Source organism: Microcystis sp. LE19-8.1F (assembly GCF_027531715.1).
Lineage (GTDB): Bacteria > Cyanobacteriota > Cyanobacteriia > Cyanobacteriales > Microcystaceae > Microcystis > Microcystis wesenbergii_A.
In genome coordinates, this window is record NZ_JAPZSO010000039.1 from 16,247 (window position 1) to 34,888 (window position 18,642).

General features: G+C 41.3%; 22 protein-coding genes and 1 pseudogene. 7 read left to right on the plus strand and 16 right to left on the minus strand.

Annotated features, from left to right (window positions below; genetic code table 11):
• Positions 1-47: 47 nt before the first annotated feature.
• From O9334_RS04470 to O9334_RS04485, 4 genes are all read right to left on the minus strand, one after another.
• Positions 48-386, minus strand: a complete 339-nt coding sequence (locus O9334_RS04470; RefSeq protein WP_024969856.1) for a HepT-like ribonuclease domain-containing protein — start codon at positions 384-386, stop codon at positions 48-50.
• Positions 370-666, minus strand: coding sequence for a nucleotidyltransferase family protein (locus O9334_RS04475; protein ID WP_287999578.1), 297 nt, complete (start codon positions 664-666; stop codon positions 370-372). The genes O9334_RS04470 and O9334_RS04475 overlap by 17 nt, the downstream gene beginning before the upstream one ends.
• Positions 667-819: 153 nt before the next feature.
• Positions 820-1,191 carry an endonuclease domain-containing protein gene (locus O9334_RS04480; RefSeq protein ID WP_002759989.1) on the minus strand — a complete coding sequence of 124 codons (372 nt, stop codon included), beginning with the start codon at positions 1,189-1,191 and terminating at the stop codon, positions 820-822.
• Between the two features lie 28 nt (positions 1,192-1,219).
• Positions 1,220-4,777: an N-6 DNA methylase gene (locus O9334_RS04485; RefSeq protein ID WP_287999580.1), complete on the minus strand. Its 3,558-nt coding sequence runs from the start codon at positions 4,775-4,777 to the stop codon at positions 1,220-1,222.
• 498 nt (positions 4,778-5,275) lie between these two features.
• Here O9334_RS04485 and petC point away from each other — a divergent pair, with 498 nt between their 5' ends.
• The 5 genes from petC to O9334_RS04510 all read left to right on the plus strand — a co-directional run bounded on the left by petC (position 5,276) and on the right by O9334_RS04510 (position 10,267).
• On the plus strand, positions 5,276-5,815 hold the full coding sequence (petC, locus tag O9334_RS04490) for a cytochrome b6-f complex iron-sulfur subunit (protein WP_002781457.1): 540 nt from the start codon (positions 5,276-5,278) through the stop codon (positions 5,813-5,815).
• Positions 5,816-5,858: 43 nt separating this feature from the next.
• Positions 5,859-6,845, plus strand: coding sequence for a cytochrome f (petA, locus tag O9334_RS04495; RefSeq protein WP_190380882.1), 987 nt, complete (start codon positions 5,859-5,861; stop codon positions 6,843-6,845).
• A 133-nt stretch (positions 6,846-6,978) separates the two neighbouring features.
• Entirely contained in the window at positions 6,979-8,040 is a 1,062-nt protein-coding gene (locus tag O9334_RS04500) for a mannose-1-phosphate guanylyltransferase (RefSeq protein WP_287999583.1), read from the plus strand.
• 203 nt (positions 8,041-8,243) lie between these two features.
• Positions 8,244-8,438, plus strand: coding sequence for a hypothetical protein (locus O9334_RS04505; RefSeq protein WP_045360803.1), 195 nt, complete (start codon positions 8,244-8,246; stop codon positions 8,436-8,438).
• 179 nt (positions 8,439-8,617) lie between these two features.
• The gene (locus tag O9334_RS04510; protein ID WP_045360801.1) at positions 8,618-10,267 is read left to right on the plus strand and encodes an ABC1 kinase family protein; all 1,650 of its coding nucleotides are present in this window, start codon (positions 8,618-8,620) and stop codon (positions 10,265-10,267) included.
• 12 nt (positions 10,268-10,279) lie between these two features.
• On the opposite strand, the gene O9334_RS04515 is transcribed toward O9334_RS04510, so the two are convergent.
• Positions 10,280-10,687, minus strand: coding sequence for a hypothetical protein (locus O9334_RS04515; RefSeq protein ID WP_002781465.1), 408 nt, complete (start codon positions 10,685-10,687; stop codon positions 10,280-10,282).
• A 180-nt stretch (positions 10,688-10,867) separates the two neighbouring features.
• On the opposite strand from O9334_RS04515, the gene argJ reads away from it, so the two are divergent.
• A complete protein-coding gene (argJ, locus tag O9334_RS04520; protein ID WP_190381006.1) occupies positions 10,868-12,109 on the plus strand; it encodes a bifunctional ornithine acetyltransferase/N-acetylglutamate synthase in 1,242 nt (413 codons plus the stop codon).
• A gap of 397 nt (positions 12,110-12,506) precedes the next feature.
• Here the strand turns inward: argJ and psbM are convergent, their stop codons facing one another.
• The gene (gene psbM, locus O9334_RS04525; protein ID WP_002745897.1) at positions 12,507-12,614 is read right to left on the minus strand and encodes a photosystem II reaction center protein PsbM; all 108 of its coding nucleotides are present in this window, start codon (positions 12,612-12,614) and stop codon (positions 12,507-12,509) included.
• 227 nt (positions 12,615-12,841) lie between these two features.
• On the minus strand, positions 12,842-13,960 hold the full coding sequence (locus O9334_RS04530) for a universal stress protein (RefSeq protein ID WP_287999585.1): 1,119 nt from the start codon (positions 13,958-13,960) through the stop codon (positions 12,842-12,844).
• A 444-nt stretch (positions 13,961-14,404) separates the two neighbouring features.
• Here O9334_RS04530 and O9334_RS04535 point away from each other — a divergent pair, with 444 nt between their 5' ends.
• Positions 14,405-14,593, plus strand: a complete 189-nt coding sequence (locus O9334_RS04535) for a hypothetical protein (RefSeq protein WP_072024878.1) — start codon at positions 14,405-14,407, stop codon at positions 14,591-14,593.
• 36 nt (positions 14,594-14,629) lie between these two features.
• Here O9334_RS04535 and O9334_RS04540 read toward each other — a convergent pair whose 3' ends face one another.
• The 9 genes and pseudogenes from O9334_RS04540 to O9334_RS04580 form a co-directional block, all read right to left on the minus strand.
• On the minus strand, positions 14,630-14,905 hold the full coding sequence (locus tag O9334_RS04540; protein WP_045360796.1) for a hypothetical protein: 276 nt from the start codon (positions 14,903-14,905) through the stop codon (positions 14,630-14,632).
• A 78-nt stretch (positions 14,906-14,983) separates the two neighbouring features.
• Positions 14,984-15,406, minus strand: a complete 423-nt coding sequence (locus tag O9334_RS04545) for a putative toxin-antitoxin system toxin component, PIN family (RefSeq protein WP_045360795.1) — start codon at positions 15,404-15,406, stop codon at positions 14,984-14,986.
• Positions 15,396-15,620, minus strand: coding sequence for a C2H2-type zinc finger protein (locus O9334_RS04550; RefSeq protein ID WP_002748889.1), 225 nt, complete (start codon positions 15,618-15,620; stop codon positions 15,396-15,398). The genes O9334_RS04545 and O9334_RS04550 overlap by 11 nt, the downstream gene beginning before the upstream one ends.
• Before the next feature lie 274 nt (positions 15,621-15,894).
• Positions 15,895-16,305, minus strand: a pseudogene (locus O9334_RS04555) (type II toxin-antitoxin system VapC family toxin).
• On the minus strand, positions 16,298-16,546 hold the full coding sequence (locus O9334_RS04560; protein ID WP_002738017.1) for a hypothetical protein: 249 nt from the start codon (positions 16,544-16,546) through the stop codon (positions 16,298-16,300). Before O9334_RS04560 ends, O9334_RS04555 begins: the two are co-directional and overlap by 8 nt.
• A 150-nt stretch (positions 16,547-16,696) precedes the next feature.
• Entirely contained in the window at positions 16,697-16,888 is a 192-nt protein-coding gene (locus O9334_RS04565; protein WP_103113065.1) for a DUF4926 domain-containing protein, read from the minus strand.
• 15 nt (positions 16,889-16,903) lie between these two features.
• On the minus strand, positions 16,904-17,332 hold the full coding sequence (locus tag O9334_RS04570; protein ID WP_190358720.1) for a putative toxin-antitoxin system toxin component, PIN family: 429 nt from the start codon (positions 17,330-17,332) through the stop codon (positions 16,904-16,906).
• Entirely contained in the window at positions 17,332-17,571 is a 240-nt protein-coding gene (locus O9334_RS04575; protein ID WP_002750644.1) for a hypothetical protein, read from the minus strand. Before O9334_RS04575 ends, O9334_RS04570 begins: the two co-directional genes overlap by 1 nt.
• 275 nt (positions 17,572-17,846) lie before the next feature.
• Positions 17,847-18,470 carry a hypothetical protein gene (locus tag O9334_RS04580; RefSeq protein ID WP_271926131.1) on the minus strand — a complete coding sequence of 208 codons (624 nt, stop codon included), beginning with the start codon at positions 18,468-18,470 and terminating at the stop codon, positions 17,847-17,849.
• Between the last annotated feature and the right edge of the window lie 172 nt (positions 18,471-18,642).

An 18,642-nucleotide genomic window follows, 5' to 3' on the forward strand; every position in this document is an offset into this window, starting at 1 on the left:
TCAGTGGGTTAGTTCAATATCTAAATGCTGCTAATTTTCCCAAAGTTTTACCTGATCAGAATCTTTTCTAGTTCTTTAACTAAAAATGGTAAATCATTTTTAACGGTATTCCAAACAATATCTTCATCAACATTTAAGTAATCGTGTACTACTTTACTCCGCATTCCGACGACTGCTTGCCAAGGAATTGTTGGATAATTCTCCCGAAAGTCTGGTGATACACGACGCGCTGCTTCTCCGATAATTTGCAATAAATGGGTGAGGGATAACCGTAAAAGTTCGTTATTATCAAAATCTTCTCGACTGACACCTTCTACAAAGCTAAGTGCTTTATTTGCTGTGTCAATCATGTGTTCAACATACACTTGATTATCTTTCTGCGACATAACACACCTCTGCTGTTGCTAAAACACGCTCACGAATATGATGATTAAGAGATTTGATGGTAACGAGATCAATAGTACGTCCATCAAATAATTGAGATAGTTCTTCTTGAATTTGATGAAGTTTGAGAAAACTAGGGGTAAAACCAAGTTCAAACTCAACGAGCATATCAATATCACTATCTGCGGTGAAATCATCTCGTAAAACTGAACCAAATAAGGAAAGTTTATGAATATGCCAATGTTGGCAAAGTTGTGAGAGTTTTTCTTGAGGAATTTTCATATTTTTGTGTTGATCAGATTAGTTTGACTCCCAAGCTTTCTAGTTGTTGGTTTATCCAAGCGGTTGCCGTTTCTTCATCGGTTTCTATCGCTTTTTCTACTCCTATTTTAGCAATTTCTAGGCGTTAAATTTTCCCCCCTTTTTAAGGGGGGATTAAGGGGGGATCGAAAGATTTAGCTGCTCACAAACCGCCTCAAAATTTCTTAATACCTGCGAATTCGTGAATCTAATAACTTTTAATCCATAGCTTTCTAATCGCGCAGTTCTCTCTTTATCATAGGCTTTTCCCTCATCCGTAAAGTGAGTATCTCCATCAATTTCAATCACAAGTTTGAGGCTAGGGCAATAAAAATCAACAATGAAATGATCAATGGGGCGTTGTCTTAGGACTTTGAATTTGAAATTTTTTAGATAGGAATACCACAGCTTTTTCTCTGCTAAGGTCATGTTCTTTCGCAGTTCTTTCGCTCTGGCTACTAGGGCAGTATTATAAGGTAGATGAAAGTCGCTGTTGTTTAGGTTCATTGATCCCCCCTATCCCCCTTAAAAAGGTTCATTGATCCCCCCTACCCCCCTTAAAAAGGGGGGAAATGTCTAAGGATTCTAGTTGTTGGTTTATCCAAGCGGTTGCCGTTTCTTCCTCGGTTTCTATCGCTTTTTCTACTCCTATTTTAGCAATTTCTAAGAGTTGTTTGGATTTTTGTTTTAGTGCAAAGCTATCTTGTACTTTTTTACTGATTTCTCCTTGAAGATTATAATCTAATATAGGAATTCTAAGGTCAGATACTTCATTCAAGTTTAGATTGGTTTGCAAACCCTGACGAGCATACTTGGAAACGTATATTTTGCCTATTTCAGAGTTAAAAAAGACAATTAAATAGAGTCTTTTAACTTGAGCTTCGTCAAACCTTAAAATAGAAACAGCTTGATTAATATTGGCTTCAAAATCATGATCAAAAATAGCACATCTTCCTACCGTACCAGCGATTGAAAAAAGTACATCATTTTTCTTGACTTTTGTTTTTTTCAAGGTGAGATCATGAACATATCTTTTAATAAAAATAAAGTTATTTGTGTCAACTTCTCCATCTTTGAGATCAACTGCTCTTATAAAAGGAATGCCATCATCTTCATCTGTATAATCATCACCACCCGCTTTAGGAGTTGCACCACTAGAAACAGGGTAATTAATTAAATCACGAATTTTTATCAATTTGAAATCCTTAAAATAATTATCAATTTCATCATATTTCGGTTGATAATACTCAGCATCCAAGCGTCCAGAAGACAAAAAAGACTCAGAAAAACTCTTAACGGCGATGCTTTCTTCGGTGGGTTTCCAATCTTTTAAACCAAGTTCTGTTAATAGTAAATCTTCAGCTTGTTGGTAAATTGCAATCGCTTTTAATCTATCACAATGTGCTTTTTCAAATAGTTTCTTTAGCTTTATCTGAAACTTTATGTTCAATAGAGGTATTTTTACTGCCGCTAATTCTTGAGCATTAATGTTTGACTGATTGATTGAAATTCTAGCTCTTCTTTTTAGATCCCAAATTCCTAATTTAGAATTTAAAAATGCAACTAAATACTCAGGTAAAATTTTTGATTCTTCAGTTCTTACTCGTATCAGATAGGAGGCAAAAACTAAATCTTCATCTGAGAAACTTTTAAATATTCCTGTTCTTCCAACGAATTCAAAAGAATTAGTTCTGTTAAATAGAACATCTCTGTCTCTAAGCTTGAAAGATTCTATATCTACAGAAGAAATATTTGCAAACTTTGAAACCTCAGTATCGCAGAGCATATTATGAATTTCATTCATTCTGTATATTTTTATCCCTTCACCTTCTTCATTCATTTCTATAGAAATTCCGTACTGAATCAAAGTTAAGTTTTCACCAATATCAACATAACTATAATTTGGATTTTGAAGAGGATGTCTTCGATGAAATTCACTATCAATTCTAAAATCCTTATTTTTTAAAGCTTGACTTAACACAACTTCAACCGCTTCAATTCTATCCATTAACTGCTGATATTTAACCGCATCAAAAGCTCCCCCCCTGTCCCCCTTATTAAGGGGGGTGGCGTTAGCCGGGGGGATCTCAAAAAAACTTAAATTCTCCTTTTTAGCAAACTCAATAAAAGCCTCAGCGATACCATCTTCTGTTAATCCATCATGATTAAAAAGATCATGATCCACAATCCAATGATTATGTTTATCTAAGAGAAAATCCCCCGAATCATCAGACACTTTAACATAAACTTTTTCTCCAGAATTATCCTTGCCTGACTTCTGCATCGTCGCAAAAAAGATATTATAATCATCCTGACGAGGACAAAGTGCGCCTATTTTGGGATCATCATTCCATTTTTGCACCAATAACACCGAGGTTTTTGTTCCCGTATGGGGTTTAAAAGTATTACCATGTAATCCCACCACTGCCAAAATTCGACATCTTTCGGCAATAAAATCCCGAATATTCTTATCAGAGGAATTATTAAAGCGTCCTTGGGGTAAAACTATCGCCATTCTTCCCCCCGGTTTCAAAAAGTCTAGATTGCGCTCAATAAATAAAATATCGCGTCCGACTCCCTTTGTTTTTTCAGCTTTATCTTTGGTTAGCTCATAACGAGCAATTATGCGCGGTTCTCTGATATCACCCGCAAAAGGTGGATTTGCCATCAAAATATCGAATTGAAACTCTCGATAATCCTTACTGCCTTTGGGTCTAAGTTTTTTGAGACGATTAAATCCGGCAAAATAAACATTTTGCCAATCATCTTCTTTAGTAACCTCATCCCATAATTCATAATCTAGGGTGTTTAAATGTAGTACGTTTGTTTGTCCATCTCCAGCAATCAGATTGAGGGTTCGTGCTACCCTTACCGCTTTTTCATCAAAATCAATAGCAAACACCTTTTCTTCCACATATTCCTTACAACGGGGTGGCTTTTCTTCCAATGAAAATAAATGACTTGCTTCTAATCCCTCATCCTCTAGAATCTGCCGCCAAACATGAAAGATTGTATGTACTGGAAAACCCGAGGAACCGGCTGCAGTATCAATCATATATTCATCTTCTTGGGGGTTAAGCATCTTCACACACATATCAATCACATAACGAGGGGTGAAAAACTGTCCTTTTTCTCCTTTACTGCTTTGATTGATTAAATACTCAAATGCTTCATCAATTACATCTAAATTAGAGTTAAATAGCTTCGCATCCTCCAACGATGACACACACACCGATAGATGAGAGGGAGCAAGGCCAATCTTGACATCCTCACTAAATATACCTGGCCACTTTTTCTTAGCCCTATCAAACAAATCCTGAATCTTATTCTTGAGGGCGGCTTCCGTCTGTCCCGTATTGCGAAACTCTAGAAGGCGCGTCCTGCGGCGGTTTCCTTGCCCAGAATACCATTCATCGTAGAGCTTGGCAAAAATCAGCTTAAATAATTCCTCAAAGACATCTACCCCCGCATTTGCTAATACCTCATCTTCCATTTCTTCGATTAGCGTTTTCAGAGATTTATTCCTCTTCACCAACTTATCATTGGCGATTAAATCATCTAAAGTGAACTTAATCTGGAGAATATCTGCTAGGGTTTGATTAGAGTTAGGTATATCTGAAATATCTTCAAAATAATTGGGATCTTTGCGTTGATAATAGGAAATCTGATCGCCGTTCGTCCAGACAGCCATCGGCGAACCTGTGGCATTACAATAGGAACGTAGTTGTGCTTTTCCATCCTTCCACTTCGGACTCTTTACCTCTACCAAAATATAAACTGTGTTCAGGCGATCTTTGTCCATCACCGCAATATCTGCTCGTTTTACCTCTCTGCCAAAATTAACCCCATACTCCACCTGAATGCGACTGAGAGGATAATGTAAGCGATCGCTTAAAACCCTTAAATATAATTGTCTAATCGCTTCTTCTGGGGTAAGTTTAATCTCTTTTTTCCGTACTAAGCAAATTGTATAGGGAGCTTCCCCATTTTTCGTCTTTTTCAGCGTAATTGTCTGCTCTAATTGCTCAATTTCCGTCGGCGTAAACTGGGACAACTTATAACTTGAGTCTTTGAGAATATCAGCTAATTTCATAGGTTAAAGATGATAGAGATAATTAACAAATTTGGAGATATTAATCTGAGTAGCTTTTATCTCATCTCAGTTCTGAGAGTAGGATAAAAGTTTTTATACCAAGCATTGAAAGTAATCCCAGCCTTGACAAATTGAGTTAAGTAATCTATTTATGCAAGACTTTTCCCTGTACCAGCCAGTAGGCATGACTTGAAATCATTGTATTCTTGGCTATTAACTTAAGTTAAAGGTATATGGGGACTTAACTTTCCATTGGATCAAATTTTTTAAGATTCTTTCGATGTTCGCGGTTTCTCATCTCGGCAAAAGCGAGCAAACAGCGATCGCATTTGGGGCAGCTTTGCTGTGGCAATTGTCCGTGACTCAATATCTGTAATAATCTAATACAGCCCTTGTAAACCTTCTTTAAGCTCTGGGTTTTCGTCTTGATCGAGATGCACAAAATCGCCCTTAGATGAGAATTAGTTTACAAAAATTTACATTTGGAGATAAGGAGCAATGAGTCAAGTTTCCGGTACAGATGTTCCCGATTTGGGTCGTCGTCAATTTATGAACCTGTTGACCTTTGGTACAATTACCGGAGTAGCAGCGGGGGCTTTGTATCCGATTGTTAAGTATTTTATTCCCCCCTCGGCCGGTGGTACGGGTGGCGGTGTCACCGCTAAAGATGCCCTAGGCAATGATGTGATTGTCAGTCAATTTCTGACCAGCCATAACGCTGGCGATCGCACCTTAGCCCAAGGTTTAAAAGGCGACCCCACCTATTTAGTCGTCCAAGAGGACAAAACCCTGGCCAACTACGGAATTAACGCCGTCTGTACCCACTTAGGTTGTGTGGTGCCTTGGAATGCCAGCGAAGAAAAATTCATGTGTCCTTGCCACGGTTCCCAGTACAATGCCGAAGGAAAAGTAGTTCGCGGTCCAGCGCCTCTATCCTTAGCCCTCGCCCATGCCAACGTCACCGATAATGATAAAGTCGTCTTCTCCACTTGGACGGAAACCGACTTCCGCACCGGCGAAGAACCCTGGTGGTCCTAGATTATTCAATGTGACGAGATTTGGAATTATTCAACCGATAGAGATGAGAACATTCAACTTTTTAAGCTTCCCGCAAGTCCACAGACAGGCCCTAGTGAAAGCCGTCCTCGTGGCGATCGCTACCGTTTCCCTACTCCTAACCAGCGATGTCATTAACCCCCAATCTGCCCAAGCATATCCTTTTTGGGCGCAACAAACCGCCCCGGAAACCCCCAGAGAAGCAACCGGTCGGATTGTCTGCGCGAACTGCCATTTAGCCCAAAAACCCGCCGAAATTGAAATCCCCCACTCGGTATTACCCGATAGCGTCTTTGAGGCAGTAGTAAAAATCCCCTACGATCCCGCCAGTCAACAGGTGTTAGGAGACGGATCGAAGGGGGGTTTAAACGTCGGTGCAGTCTTAATGCTACCGGATGGTTTTAAAATCGCGCCCCCCGATCGCATTCCCGAAGAAATGCAGGAAAAACTCGGTGGAGTCTATTTCCAATCCTACAAAGAAGGTCAAGATAACGTGGTTATCGTCGGCCCCTTACCCGGTGATCAATACAAAGAAATCGTTTTCCCCGTCCTGGCCCCCGATCCTAGCCAAAATAAAGGTATTCACTTCGGTAAATATGCTGTGCATTTAGGGGCCAATCGTGGTCGCGGTCAAGTGTACCCCACCGGTGAACCCAGCAATAATAACGCTTTCAAAGCTTCTACCGCAGGTACAATTAGCCAGATCAGCAAAACCGAAGCCGGTGGTTATGAAGTCACCATCACTTCCGAAGCTGGCCCCGTGGTGGAAAATATTCCCGCAGGTCCTGAGTTAATCGTCTCGGAAGGTCAAGCGATCGAAGTGGGACAATTTTTAACCAGTAACCCCAATGTCGGCGGTTTTGGTCAAAAAGAGACGGAAGTTGTCCTACAAAATCCCGGCCGGATCAAAGGATTAGTTTTATTCCTCGGTGGCATTATGTTATGCCAAATCCTCTTAGTTATTAAGAAAAAACAAGTGGAACAAGTACAAGCGGCCGAAATGAATTTCTAATCGCAATATTTCGGTTATTTTTGCTAGAAAGCGGGTTATTTGCCCGCTTTTTAGCTTTGAGTCAGGAAAATGCTCACCCCTCGCTGCCGTCTGATACAATCGGTTCAACTTAACCGATAAGTGTCAATTTTTTATGAATCAGTCGCTTGTTCCAGTCATTCTCGCCGGTGGTAAAGGGGAACGTTTTTGGCCTCTCAGTCGTCTAGCGCGTCCGAAACAGTTTCTCTGTCTTGATGGTAGTGGTCGCAGTCTTTTACAAGCAACGGCCGATCGTCTATTATCTTTAGGGGCAGGTTGGGAAAATCTCTGGGTAATTACCGCTAGTGCGATCGCTGATGGTGTCCGCGAACAACTGCCCGATTTACCGGAGAGTAACCTATTAGTGGAACCGGTGGGCAAGGATACGGCCCCGGCTGTGACTTGGGCTACTTTAGAAGTGATAAAACGTTATGGTAAGGAAGTGGCGATCGGTTTTTTTCCTGCCGATCATTATATTGGTGATCAAGAGGCTTATATTAACACTTTAAAAGCGGCCGTAGAAGTGGCTGTCAGCCAAAAAGCGATCGTTACTTTAGGGATTAAACCCGATTATCCCTCCACTGGTTACGGTTATATCGAACAGGGAGAAAATCAATGCGAATTTAATGGTTTACCCGTCTATAAAGTGAGTCGTTTTACGGAAAAACCAGATCGCACCACGGCCGAAAAATTCCTAGAAACGGGACTTTTTAGCTGGAATAGCGGAATGTTTATCTTTCAGGGACAAGTGGTTTTAGAGGAGCTAAAAACCCACGCTAATAATATTTTACAACCTCTGATCGATCGGGGCATCGCTGCCTATGAGGATTTAGAGAAAAAAAGTATCGATTATGCTTTGATGGAAAAAACCCAACTCGCTTACGTTTTACCCGCTAATTTTGGTTGGGATGATCTGGGAGATTGGAATTCTCTGGAAAGATTACTAGAAGCAAAGGGCAAAAATATTGAACTGGCCAATCATGTCGGTTTGGATACGGAAGGCTCTATTATCTATGCTAGTGATGAGGAGGAAGTGATCGTTACTATTGGTTTAAAAGATCTGGTAATTGTTCGCGACGGGAAAGCGACTCTCGTTGTCCACAAAGATCGTACCCAAGATATTAAACAAGTTCTCAAGCACTTACAAACCGATCCCAAATTAGAGAAATTGTTATAGGATCGATATTAGTTACCAGCTTTTTCAGTAATCAGTGATCAGTAAACAGTAAACAGTAATCAGTGAAAAGACAGTAGGAAACCTCTATTTAATACTGCTAACTTAAAACTCAAATCTGATCACTGATAACTTCCCCACTGATAACTGATAACTGATAACTGATAACTGAAAGGGGTACATCTCATTTTTGTAAATCTACTAAGTTGGGATTTTTTAAGGGAAACTCTCTACTAAAATCGGGCGTTACTTTCGGTTTTATCGCTCAATCCAAGCTTTTGGGGGGTTCTACCCCCCAAACCCCCCGTCGGGGGACGAAGCGCCTCCCCCGAACCCCGGAGCGCATTAGTTTTTTTGTGGGATGCTTACACGCAGCTGCTGATATATCTGTAATAATTTAAGAGTCACTGATAATTGCTGATTATCGGTATTTCTGCAAATGTGGGATGCAGCCATCGATAAGTACCTAACTTCCCCACTGATAACTGATAACTAATAACTAATAACTGATAACTGATAACTGATAACTGATAACTGATAACTGATAACTGATAACTGATAACTGATAACTGATAATACCGTGTTCTCACTCCCCCAAACCAGTCAAAGACAAAAAGAAATCCTTGAGATAGTTCTCGGCAACGGTTGGGACTATATGCGCGGGGTTTTAACCCTAGGAAAAACAGAAAATCCCCAGATTCCTACCCCAGAAGTTCTCAAAAAAATCCTTGTGGAATTGGGTCCTTTTTATGTCAAATTGGGACAGTTACTTAGTACCCGTCCCGATCTGCTACCTGCTAATTATATCGAGGCTTTAACTGCCCTACAAGCGCAAGTTCCTCCCGTTGCTTGGACGGATATAGAAATAGTCATCACCGAACAGTTAGCAAAACCGATCAAACAGGTATTTAAATATATTAATCCCCAACCGATCGCCGCAGGCTCGATCGGGCAAATTCATCGGGCAACTTTATTATCTGGGGAGGAAGTAGCGATTAAAGTCTTGCGTCCGGGAATTGAAAAAATTGTCGCCCAAGATAGTGCCTTAATTAAGGGAATTGCCGATTTAGTTGCCCTCACAGAATTTGGTCAAAGTTACGACGTTGTTAACTTAGCAGAGGAGTTTATTAAAGCAGTCAATGCGGAATTAGATTTTACCCAAGAAGGTCATTATACTGACCAATTACGCTATAATTTAACCCAGAGTCGTTGGTCAGAACCAAAACAGTTAGTTATTCCTAAAATTTATTGGGACTTAACTAATTCCAAGCTATTAGTGTTAGAATGGTTAGAAGGAAAACAAATTTTAGAAGCCGATGTTTCTAGACCGCCAACTGAGCAAGCAATTTCCCAAAGAAAAAGCGAAATAACTAGGATTTTGTTTCGGTCATTTTTTCAACAAATTTATATTGATGGCTTCTTTCATGCCGATCCTCACCCGGGTAATATTTTCTATCTTGACGATGGTAGAGTAGCTTTAATTGACTGTGGTATGGTGGGCAGATTAGACCCGCAAACTCAACAAATTTTAACAGAATTGTTATTAGCAATTGTTGACTTAGATGCGAAAAGATGCAGTCAGCTAACTATTAAACTATCCGAGTCAGTAGTCCCGATTACTTTAGTACAATTAGAGGTGGATTATGAGCGGATGCTGCGAAAATATTATAACCTCAATTTAAATCAAATTAACTTTAGTGAGGTAGTTTATGAACTTTTGCAAGTTGCCCGTCGTAACAGAATTAAACTTCCGGGTAATTTAGGTTTATTCGCCAAAAGTCTCGCTAATCTAGAAGGAACTGCCCGAAAATTTAATCCTGATATTAATATCCTGGAGGAAGTCAAGCCGTTATTAACTAATATTCTTGAACAACAGTTAATCGGTAGCACTCCCCTACAAACTGCCCTAAGAACAGTTTTAGACTTAAAATCTTTTTCCCTGAAATCTCCCCGTCAAATCGAAGTTTTACTAGATGGTTTAACCTCGGAAACTTTAAATATTAATCTGAAAATTCGCGACTTAGATAATCTCCGTCGCAGTTTAGATAATTCCGCCAATCGACTAGCTTTTAGTGTGATTATTGGTTCCTTAATTATCGGGGCCGCCATTGTCACAGCCAGCACCCAATCTCGGCAATTAACTATTATTAGTACCGTATTATTTGCTACAGCTAGTTTTATCGGTTTATGGTTAGTTGTCGGTATCCTGCGATCGGGGAGATTGCGCTAGAAATTATCGCCATTAAATTAAGATTTGTTGTTGTAAAAATTTCGCCCACCGACTAGCCAATTCAACTTCAGTAAAGGGAATTTTTTCAGGAGATCGCTCCTTAAAGATAAATTCTAGGAAAGGGGAACCCTGCGGGGGAAGAGCATCTAAATCCACCACTTGATTATTAACTAACAAACGGATTTCTTTTACCTCCTCTAGGGAAAAAGTTTGTAAATTAATCACTCCCTTACGAGTTGGTTTTCCCCAAGTGATAATTTTATCTTTTTGACCTAAGACAGAATATATATCATACTTAGCTCGCTCGAAGTTTTCGGCCCATTGTCGATAGATTTCCACTTTTTGGTATTCATTCCAACCACTCCAGGCCAACCAAATAAATAGAATTAATAAAGGTGTCCACAATAAACCGCGTTCCATAAACTATCTCTCCAAAATTCTGGCCAATTAATCGTATTTTAGGCTAATTTGCAGCCAGGAATTATCAGCCGTCGGCCTTTTTTCCCCACTTCCCAACCCGAAACGGTCAAACCCTTTGCTAATTTTTGGCTTTTTACTTGCTATAATCGATCGTCGAATTTAAGTAGGAGACGGGAGAAAATGGCCGATTGGCAGGAAATAGAGGGGGGGATCACCGCCCCAAAAGGATTTAAATCCGCAGGGATGGCCGCGGGGCTAAAACCGTCCGGTTTGCCCGATTTAGCCCTAATTGTCTCGGAAACAGAAGCGATCGCCGCCGGAGTCTTTACCACCAGTCAAGTGCGCGCCGCTTGCGTCGATTATTGCCGTCAACGCCTACAAACTAAAGCCAGCGCCAGGGCGATTTTGTGTAATGCCGGCCAAGCAAACGCCGCCACGGGGGAGGCCGGATGGCAAGACGCTCTCGATAGTGCCGCCGCCTTGAGCCAAGTTTTAGGGATTCCCGCCGATGCAATTTTGCTGGCTTCTACGGGAGTCATCGGGCAACGGATTCGCATGGATGCGTTAACCGCCGCTTTACCGACCTTAGCGGGTTTATTGTCGGAAAATGGTGGCGAAAGCACGGCCCGGGCGATTATGACCACGGATCTAGTCCCCAAATCGATCGCCTTGCAAACCACCATCGAGGGTCGTCCGGTCACAATTGGGGGAATTGCCAAGGGATCGGGGATGATTCACCCGAATATGGCGACGATGCTCTCCTTTATTACCTGTGATGCCGCAGTATCGACGGTTCTCTGGCAAAATATGTTAAGTCGGGCGGCTAATAAAAGTTTTAATCAGATTACGGTGGATGGGGACACCAGTACCAATGACAGTCTGATCGCCTTGGCTAACGGTCAATCGCGCACCACGGCGATCACAGAAATGGGCCGGGATGCCCAAAAGTTAGAGGCCATGTTAACGGAAGTTTGTCAATACTTGGCTAAAGCGATCGCCCGGGATGGGGAAGGAGCCACCTGTTTAATAGAAGTGCGGGTTTCGGGGGCGGCCGATGATCAGTCCGCTCGTCAGATTGCTCGCACCATTGCCGGTTCTTCCTTAGTAAAATCGGCGGTTTTCGGTCGGGATCCCAACTGGGGACGAATTGCGGCGGCGGCTGGCCGGGCCGGGGTTGTCTTCCATCAAGAAGATCTACAAATTAAGTTAGGCGACTTCGTGATGATGGAAAATGGTCAACCTCTGGCGTTCGATCGAGCTAGTGCCAGTAATTACCTGAAAGCGGCAGCAAGCGGGGCTTATTTACGAGAAGATACCGTTTTAATGTCTATCTGTATCGGTAACGGTTCGGGGACAGGTACGGCCTGGGGTTGCGATCTTAGTTACGATTACGTCAAAATTAACGCCGAGTACACCACCTAGGGTTTGCTGAAAAAGCTTTTCCTGGGGGCAGGGTGTGGGGTGTGGGGTGTGGGCTTCGGCCGTGAGCTTTTGCGTTCGACAAAAGCTCACGCCGAGGTCCGAACGGGTGTGGGGTTTTACCCATTTTCAGGACGTTCGGCGAAGCTCAGTCGAGTGGACGGTGAGCCTGTGGACGGTGAGCTTGTCGAATCCGTCGAACCGCCGTGGTCAATTACCTAATTTTCAGGGAAAAAGTACCTGAATTTTCCCCCCAATCACTCCAAAGGTCGGCACTTTTTGAGGGAAAACAAGTCTAAAAACCTTATCCAACAAGGTTTTTAGATTTATTCAGCAAACACCACCTAGAGCCACCAAAAAATTAAGGAGAGACCAAATAACCGGTCTCTCCGGTCCCAATTTAACCCTCGGTTTCCTCTCTGGTTTGGATAAACAGAATCAAGAGGAAAACGGTGGGGACTAGGACGAATAGGATACTAGCGATAAAGCCGAGATTATTTACCTGCATGAGTTAACTCCCTTAAGTGACAACGGATTTGCATTAAAGATTAACTCCTAGAATATCATCCCAGAGAAGCCAAGGCGTTGCTGATTTGAGAGGGGAACTGGGAATTATGAATTATGAATTATGAATTATGAATTGGGAGAAAGTCCCTACACCCTACACCCTACACCCCACACCCCACACCCCACACCCTACACCCCACACCCTACACCCTCTTTCAAGTCAGATGGTTATGTTTTCATCCCCTTGGCTCGCGCGTCTTTAATTGGTACTTTTGGATCGGTGGCGATGATGTGAAGATCGATATTTTTCTGCCAGATCAGACGCATGAGTTTTTGGGTGAAAGAACCTTTGATTAAATGCTTCCAGCGCGATTGAAGGCTCTCCCCGATCACGATCTGGGTGATTCGTTCGCGCTCGGCTACTTCGGCGATCGCTGCCGCCACCTGATAGCTTTTAACCCGTAAGAATTTCCCCTCGAATTCCCGACATAAACGTTCGCAGGTTTCGATATGTAAAGCCTCCTCTTTGGTGAGAAAGCGATCGGGGTTATCGACGAAAATCACAAAAAATTCCGCGTTCATATACCCCGCTATCCGCGCTCCCCGACGTAATAATCGTAAAGAGTTGGGATAGGTGGAAATACAGACTAATACCCGTTCGTGAACGGGACAGGATTGACCGATAAATTTTGTGGAATTACTCGCTTCTTCTTCTACCGTATCGGCCACTTCGCGCAAGGCCAGTTCCCGGAGGGCGATTAAATTACGCCGTTGAAAGAAATTATTTAAAGATTGTTCGATCTTTTCGGGAGCGTAGATTTTTCCCGCTAATAATCTTTCCTCTAGGGTTTCGGCGGTAACATCTACCACGATCACTTCATCAGCTTCCTCCAAAATTCGATCGGGTATTCGCTCTCGCACCACCACCCCAGTGATTCGGGCAACCAGATCGTTTAAACTCTCAATATGCTGGATATTCACGGTCGAGTAAACATCGATTCCCTGGGATAAAATTATCTCCACATCCTGAAAACGTTTCTCTCGCTCCGAACCGGGTGCATTCGTGTGGGCTAATTCATCGATCAGACACAGCTGCGGCGAGCGGGCGATAATCGCTTCTGTATCCATTTCCGAGAGAGTGAATCCCTCTTTCTCTAGGATTTTTCTCGGTACGATTTCCAACCCCTCGGCTTTTTCGGCGGTCTCTTTCCGGCCGTGGGTTTCGAGCAGTCCAATCACCACGTCGGTTCCCTGCTTTCTCAGGCTATGCCCCTCCTCCAGCATCTTGTAGGTTTTCCCGACCCCCGGAGCCATCCCGATAAAAATTTTATGTCTTCCCCGTCGCACAATTGTCTCCTTTTTGGCAACTTCCCTTGTAGATTAATACTAAATCCAGTTATTAAAAACTGATTATTTATTCCCTCTTTTGCATGAGTGCCTCTTGCCTTTTGCCTATCCTAATATGTAGCCTATACTCAACGGATTTAGTAATAATATTAAATCCGTTTAAATGGCCATAAAATAGAAAGAAGATATGAAGAGGATGCACAGATGCCCAAACAAATTACTATCGCCCCTCATTTAACAGAAGAAGAACTGTAAGTAGTCGTGCAAAATAAATTTCCTAGTGAAGAAAGGCAAAAGGCAGGAGGCAAGAGGCAAGGGGGGGTAGATATGTGTAATTAATTTTGCTTAGGTACTTATCAACACTATCGACATAGTCAAGAAGCAACACAGAGAACCCACTATCAGATTATCTGGCTACTAACTCAAGGAAAAAAGACGAAAGAAGTGGCAGAAATCACGGGATATAGTCTAAATTGGCTATATGAATTGGTATGGGGGTATAATCGCTTGGGTCCAGCCAGTTTAGGGGATAAACGTCAAAATAATGCTGGTAGAACCCCTTTGCTCAATGACCAACAACAGGCCTTACTGTGGCAAGCTCTACAAGAACCGCCATCGGATGGAGGATTATGAACTGGTCCCAAGGTGGCCCAATGGATGAGCGAATTATTAGGAAAAAGAGTCGCTCCTCAAAGGGGCTGGGATTATTTGCGCGGTCTCGATATTATCGATAAATTCTTCTTTTTCTTCTTCCGTCATAGTATCCCAATCATAGCCTCGTTCTTTCGCCACGATTCGAGCTTTATCAATGGCGTAGTTAGACAAGGATTCCCATCGGTCCCACTGACTGAGGATGAGAATTTTATAAACTTCCTGTTTCTGGTCTTCGGGGAGTTGTTTGAATAAGTCGATAACTTGTTCGTTGCTTAAGGTTAAGTTCGGCATAGGTCGCTTCTAGACACCAGCATAATTAATCAGTTTAACACGGGTCTCTAGCCGGCTCGTGGGTGGGGGGACTGATCGCTAACAGGAAAAGTCATGATCTAGAAATTCTTGAATCGTTAAAATTGGGATTTCTCGAAATGGATTTAAAACTAATAGATCAGAATCGCCGCTTACAATACAGGTAGCTTGACCATCGATCGCTAGTTCTAAATACTGATTATTTTTCTCATCTCTGCAAACCTTGATTTTCTCTCGAATCACGACAATTTCCGCGGTTCTTTCTATCGCCGTTATAAATAGCCGCCTTTTTGCTGAGGAGGCATATCTATCGAATTTGGGACGATTGAAAACAGCGATCAATTCTAACAAAGTAGATTCGGACATTAAAAGCTTGCCGATATTTTGGGCTTTGTCTAATGCCTGACGAGCTTTGCCGTTTTTCGACAGAAGCGCGCTTACTAAAACGTTGGTATCGAGAATAAAAGAATATTCAAGGCTCATTTAGTAAAGATTCTAAAATTTCGGGGGTTAATCCTCTAGCTTCCGCCTCATCACTAATTTCGTCCATTAGTTTTCTCAAGAAATCGATATCGCTGTTAACTGGCTTTCTAATTAGCAAATCGACAAGAACCCGGACGCGTTCTTGTTCCTCTGGGGATGCGGATTGATAGACTTCTGCCGCTTCGGGACTGACTTCGATCGAAATTTTGCTCATATTATTAAGGCTCATCCTTGCTGTGCTTCGGGGAGTTGTTTAAATAAGTCGATAACTTGTTCGTTGCTTAAGGTTAAGTTCGGCATAGGTCGCTTCTAGACAATAGCATGATTAATCAGTTTAACACGAGTCCTTAATGGAGAGGGTTTTCTGTTCGCCTATCCCTTCTCTGCGTCGATCAGTTAGAATCGAGAAATTATCGGCCTAGAAAGTCCTTTCATCTTCGCGCTTGCCGTAAAATTATATCTTTAACTAAATGGTGATCGCTAATTAATTATCGTAGTAAAGCTTGAAAACCTGCTTGAATAAAATGAACATCTGAAGTTAAAGCGTCGGTAATTTGATTTTCTTCCATAACAATAAAAGAAAAACAATCTACTAATCCCCAGCTTTTATCAGATCTTGATTCGTAGAGCTTTAAGCCTTTTTGAAAAAGAGTAGAAGTGATAGTAACAACGAATAAATTATCGGTTTGATAGCATTGCTTGATAAAGGCAGAAACCTTAGGACGATTGTAATGACTAAGAGCATTACCAACCTCCATAAAAATGGCTTCAGTAACCCAAACTGCTGTTGCATTTTTTACATAGGGGAGGAACTGCATAGCAATTTGATGATATTAATCATGAGGATTGAGAATTGCTTGGATAAAGACCGTATCTAAAAAAAGTTTGGACTTATTCATCGCTTATATTTCTTTTGGGAGTATCATATAAATAATGATCGTGTTCCCTTGACCAATCTTCTGGAGCTTCATAGGTGCCAGCCATTTCTTCTAACAGTTCCCAAGCATTTTTATGGTTATTTTCTAGTGGATCTTCCCGAGAAATAATTTGGATGATGTAATGGGTATTGGGTTCTAATTCAATCTTTTCTTCGGGACGGAAAACCATTCCATCATAACTAACTCGTAGATTTTTTATCATAATGGATTGTTGAGAAGTAATTCGATTACGGCCTACACAGTGCCTTAAGGCTAGTGTAACACACCCTCTCAACTATAACTACCGCACGATCGCACCCTCTTCTAGATGCCGATATTCTGCTAAAGATGGGAAAATATCAGTCCTGTAGAGTCAAGGTCGATCCTCGTGGGTGGGGAAACGGAGGGAATTTTCGGCCATGGTGACAACAGTAATCGTTTTTCCCAACCTATCGAAAAATCCGACACTATACCCCGTTTCTAATCCCTCGATTTGATGTTTTTCTACCAATGTCCCCACGTCTCCTGCGGATAATCTTGCTTCGCGAATATCTTTTAATAAAATCCCATTGAGTAAAGTTCATAATTCATGGTTATTATTTCGATCTAAAAAGTCCAAAAAGTCTTTTGCTTTCACGATCTGAATATTTTGATATTCAACCAGTGAAAGAAGATGTTTGTCTCCCGTGATAATATGGGTAGCCTTGCCAGCGATTGCACATTCTATGATCATATCGTCATCGGGATCATTGGGAACGGCTCTAAGTGTTCCACCTATAGAAACAATGCTAGAAGCCTCACAAATTTCCTCAATGTATTTTCTAACTCGTTCTTCAGGAAATTTGATTTTTAGTAGAAGTTTTTCGGATAATTCGCCTAAAATCTCTGGACAAGTGACCGATCGAATCAGTTTGCTTTGGGCTAGGGAAAAACAACTATTCGGGCTACCGCCTTTAGAAAGCGCAGCAGATATGAGAATATTTGTGTCGAAGACAACAGTATAAATCACTACTTCTCATGAACGATTTCATCGATAAATTCTTCTCTTTCGTCTTCCGTCATGGTATCCCAATCGTAGCCGCGTTCTGCTGCGACGATTTTTGCCTGTTGGCTTCCGTAATCGGTTATAGCTTCCATATTTCCCCACTGACGCTGGATGAGGAATCTAAATAGTTCCTGTTGCTGTGCTTCGGGGAGTTGTTTGACTAATTCGATTACTTGTTCGTTGCTTAAGGTTAAGTTCGGCATAGGTCGCTTCTAGACACCAGCATGATTAATCAGTTTAACACGAGTCCTTAGCGGGGTGGGGAAACGGAGGGAATTTTCGTTCAAGGGGTGACAACAGTAATCGTTTTTCCCAACCTATCGGAAAACTCGACACTATACCCGGTTTCTAATCCCTCGATTTGATGTTTTTCTACCAATTTCCCACGTCTCCCGCCGATAGTTTTTCTTTGAGAATATGTTGTGGCAAAATTCCATTGGGGTGGACTTTGTAATTCATAATCTTTATATTATTTCGTTTAAGGAGTAGCTGTGTATCGTCTTTTAAATACGTCTATAAAATCAAAAGGTATATCGGACAAATATGGACTAATAAAATCATAAAAATTATCATAAAACTCTCCCAAGTAGATCAGCTTTGTATCTCCAGTTGTTGAGAATGAAAGATTTTGTAAATCGGTATAATTATTGCATTTCCAATAATTATATTGGTTGAACTGTATAGCATTACAATCATTTCCTAAAACAGACTTTTGGGCTTGATATAAATGAGGTTTTGTCGAGCGAATATTAATATCATCAATATATTTATATTCCACAGACTCTTTTAAAGATAGCTCTAATTTTCCATCAATACAGGTGGGAGGTGGATCTAAACTACATTGAGCAGCGGCCTTTAACACCCATTCTGCTTTATTCAATGACTCCATACATATTATAGTCACTTCGCTTCGTGCAGAGAACACATTACCTACATCTAGTTTAATCTCTAGAAGTAATCCTTTACATTCGTATAGAGTATTAGAACTAATTACTCTAATGCCATAAGAACCAGCAGCTAGTGACATTGAATTCAATTCATTTACTAGCAAAAAGGGAAAGAGATAAAATAAAATGCTTTTATTTATTTGTTTATTTTTCATGATAAAAATTTCGATTTAATGGGACATGGTTAAGTTAAAATTTTATCATAACATTTTCCCAATTGTTCATTCAAATAACAAGAAAAATTTTAAGGTATCTTAAGTTAGCAGTAGTAGATTAAAAACGTTTTATTTAACTATTATTTTTAAAGTATTTCCCTGTATTTCAGTA